The sequence below is a fragment of the Streptomyces sp. NRRL S-495 genome, from assembly GCF_000966955.1.
Lineage (GTDB): Bacteria > Actinomycetota > Actinomycetes > Streptomycetales > Streptomycetaceae > Kitasatospora > Kitasatospora purpeofusca.
This window is the reverse complement of record NZ_JZWY01001277.1, coordinates 1-3,946: the sequence shown is the minus strand read 5'-3', so window position 1 is coordinate 3,946 and position 3,946 is coordinate 1. Positions and strand designations below refer to the sequence as shown.

Below are 3,946 nucleotides of genomic sequence, written 5' to 3'. Positions count from 1 at the left end.
CGGCCTGCTGTGGGCGGGCGAGCGGATCCGCGAGGACGTCCCCGACGCGTTCCGCTACGGCTGGTCGCTGACCGCGGCCTGGATCAAGGCCCTGGTCGTCATGGTCGGTGCCCTGCTCGTCGGGCTGTTCCTGAGGGCCGTCGTCATCGGCATCGCGGACGCCGCCGACTCGGCGTCGTCGGTGGAGGTCGACCGCCCGGACCTGCCCCGCCACACCGGCATCGTCGCCGCCGTCACCCAGCCGGTGCGCGCCTACCTCTTCGAGCACACGTCCGGTCTCCCGGTGTCGGGCGCCACCGCCTACGGGCTGTGGCTGGTCGCCGGGGCCTCGTTCCTGGGCTGGGCGTGGCTGTTCCGGGCGCTCGGCGCGCGGCTGGGCTGGCTCGCCTACGGCGCGGCCACCGTGGTGATGGTGTGGCAGGGCAGCCCAGCGGGCGGGCGTCCGGTCGCGGCCGGCATCGCAGTCCTCGCCTGGTGCGCGCTGTCGGTCCCGGCCCTGCGTGGCCTGCGGTTCCTCACCTTCAGCAGCCACAGCACCCACCACAGCAACCCCGAGATCAAGGTGGAGCCGAGGATCGAGGTCCAGGTCGCGCCGCCGGTCGTCGAGATGGTCGAGGTCACCGCGGTGGTCAAGCGGGAGGGCGACTGGGGCTGATCCGTCACCAGGTGCCCGGCCACCGGCCGGGCACCGCCGTGGAGGGCCGGACCAGGCGGATGCCGGACCTCTTCAGCGGTGCCCAGCGAAAAAGTTCGTGTCGTGCGTTGCAAAAGCGGCTCACGGTGCTTCAGCACCCACTAGAGTCTTCGTTGCTGAAGCTACGTATGTTCCGACAAAGAGAGAGTGGTGGGGAGGATGACCGAGATGGTCGCCGAGCCCAAGGTCAAGGGGATGACCGTCGTCGAGATCGCCGACGCAGCCGGCGTCAGCCCCTACTTGGTGAGCACGGTCACCCGGATCGCCAAGGTGCCGCGCCTCGGGAAGCGCTCCGGGCTCGACCCGGAAACGGGGGAGCGGGTGGTCGCGGCGATCCGCGCCGGTCTGCTCAACGAGCGCACCGCGCGCGCGGTTGCGGAGGACATCGACGGCACGATCGCGGCGAGTCGGGAGTTGATCGCGCTCCTGGAAGAAATGAAGGCGACGCAGGGGGAGCAGGCCGCATGAGGTAGCCGCAGACCTCCCCCAGACAGGCAAAAGCCCCGGTCTCATCCGCCAAGATTCGCCGGGGCCCCACCCGGTCCTGTAACAGGACCTTCAATGTCACTGAGAGGGTACCCAGTGGTTTGGGGTCCGCACCACACCGCAGCTACGAATGTCCTGATCATCACCTTCCTGAGTGTCTCCGTTCGGACTCCGTTCGGCGGTGAGCACCTGTGACCGCCCCCGCGCCGTCCTCCCGCGACACGTTCGACCGTTCGTCCTACGAGCGGGTCCTGAACGCCCTGGACGTCCTCGGCTGCGCGCCGACGACCCGGGGCAGCGACCACATCGACGCCCGGTGCCCGGCGACCGGCCACGAGGACCAGTCCGCGTCGTTCTCCGCCGACTGGCGTCCGCCGACCGGCGACAAGGCCGGCCGGATGCTGTTGAAGTGCCACACCGGGTGCGACTACACCGACCTGCTGGCCGGGCTCGGTCTCCAGGCCCGGGAGCTGTACGACGGCCGCTCGCCCAACTTCCAGAGCCGCTCGACGGCCTCCGTCCCGCGTCCCGCGAACCGCCGCTCTGCCGACACCGCCGCCGCGCCCGTCCCGAGCCGGTCCGCGCCTGCGCCGGGAACGGCGGAGCCGAAGCCTGCGGCCGACCACGCGCACGAGTACGTGGCGGAGGCCCGGCACGTCTACACCGACGTCCAGGGCACCGTCCTGGCCACGATCATCCGCCGCCGCTGCTCGACCGAGGGCTGCACCGAGAAGACCTTCGCCACGCACTACCCGGGCCGCAGGAAGCCGCAGGGCGCCACGCGGCTCGTCGACTGGCTGGGCCTGTACCGCCTGCCGGAGGTCGCGGCCGCCATCGCCGCGGGCGAGACCGTGTACGTCGTCGAGGGCGAGGGCGACGCCGACCGCCTCGCCGGCCTCGGCGTCGTGGCGACCTGCAACCCGACCGGCGCCGGGAAGTGGCGCGCCCTGCACACCGAGCAGCTCGCCGGCGCGCACGTCGTCGTGGTCGCCGACTTCGACGAGGCCGGGTACAGGCACGCCCTGCTGGTGAGCGGCGAGCTGGCCGAGGTCGCCGCCTCGGTGGCGGTGGTGCGCGGCGCGGTCGCGGCCCGCAAGGCCGACGTCTCCGACCACCTCGCCGCCGGCCACGCCCTGGACGCGCTCGTGCCGGTGCCCGCCGCCGACCTGGAGGCCGGCTGGCCGGGAGCGCGGCCCGCCCCCGCCGCGGCCGTCGAGGCCCCGCAGGCCCCCGCCGACACCCGGGAGCCGCAGGAGGACGACCCGGACGCCGACGACGCCGACCAGGCCCCACTGCCGGGCCGCCCGGTGCACGGCTCCGACGGCTGGCGCTTCGACCCGGCCGAGGGCGTCAACGGCGCGATCTGGAAGCGCCAGCGCGGCCCGAAGGGCTCCACGGTGTGGCGCAAGTCCCTGTACTGGTGCCCGAAGGTGACCGTGCGCCTGGTCGTCCTCGGCGAGGACGGCAAGGTCCGGGACCGCTACTACGAGGTCACGATCGGCGAGGACACCATCACCGTCGCCCTGTCCGACCTGCGGGCGGTCGACGGATGGAACACCTTCGCCGACGCGTCCGGCACCGGCACGAAGGCGATGCGCGAGGTCCTCGTCAACATCGTCGAACAGCAGGGCCTCGACCTGCCCAGGACCCTGGTCGTCAAGCGCACCGGCTGGCACGACATCCCCGGCTACGGCCGCACCTACGTCCACGCGGACGGCCGCACCGTGCCCGACGGCCGCCCCGTGCACGTCGACGGCGCCCGCGAGCGCATCCGCAAGGCCGCCACACCCCTCGCCCGCACCGCCACGACGCAGGAGTGCCGGCAGGCCGTCGAACAGATCGCCGTCCACGGCTGGGCCGGCCTGTTCGGCCTGGGCGCGGGAGCCCGCTCGCTCGGCTTCTCCCCGCGCCCGGTCCACGCGGGCCTGGCCTTCTTCGGCGAGCGCAACTCCGGCAAGACCTCCGTCGGGGCGCTCCTGCGCGGCCTGATGTTCACCAAGCGCCCCGAGGCGTTCCCCCCCGAGCCCACCCGCGCCTTCCACCACACCAAGACCAGCATCGAGATCGCCGTCGCCTTCGAGGCGGACTCCCCGCTGCTGATCGAGGACATGGCGCTCACCCTCGACTCCTCCCCGGCCGAGGTCCGCGAGGCCACCGACAAGCTCGAGATGCTCTTCCGCTCGGTCGGCAACGACGAGGAGATGCGCGGCCGCTCCACCCGCAAGCTCGGCCACCAGGAAGCCAACTACGTCCGCGGCATCCCCGTCGCCACCGCGCAGATGATGCCCCCCACCATGCAGGCGTCCCTCTACCGCCGCGCCGTGTGCATCCAGATGTCCGAGGAAGGCGGCCAGTGCGACTGGCGCTGGTACCGCGACACCGGCGGCGAACTGCTCCAAGTGCCGCTGCGCACCATCGGCGAGCTGATCGTCGACCACCTCTACGCCCAGGGCGACGAGGCGGCCGAGTACCTGGAGGACCTCGACGCCAAGGCGCTGATGATCCTCAAGCCCTACGTCAACAGGGCCCTACGTCAACAGGGCCCTGCCCGACTACGGCGGCCCGATGGAGGGCGTCATCAAGGCAGCCGGGGCCATGATGGCTGGCATCCTCCTGATCGCCGACGTGCTCGGCCTGGACGGAGAGGCCCTCGCCCACACCGTCTGCGAGCCGCTCGCCCAGTCCCTGGCCCAGCAGTCCGAGAAGATGGATGACCGCCACGCCGCCCAGGACGACCTGCCCACCGCCGTCGCCGCGGTCATCCGC

At 72.4% G+C, this 3,946-nt stretch carries 3 protein-coding genes; all 3 read left to right on the top strand.

The window, feature by feature from the left end:
• Window positions 1-655, top strand: a 655-nt coding sequence (locus tag VR45_RS41145) for a hypothetical protein (protein WP_052709761.1), incomplete at its 5' end; no start/stop codon positions are given.
• Between the two features lie 198 nt (window positions 656-853).
• A complete protein-coding gene (locus VR45_RS41140) occupies window positions 854-1,162 on the top strand; it encodes a hypothetical protein (RefSeq protein WP_159394566.1) in 309 nt (102 codons plus the stop codon).
• A gap of 209 nt (window positions 1,163-1,371) precedes the next feature.
• Window positions 1,372-3,894 (top strand): hypothetical protein, encoded by a 2,523-nt coding sequence (locus VR45_RS43210; protein WP_052709760.1) that lies wholly within the window; start codon window positions 1,372-1,374, stop codon window positions 3,892-3,894.
• The last annotated feature ends 52 nt before the right edge of the window (window positions 3,895-3,946 follow it).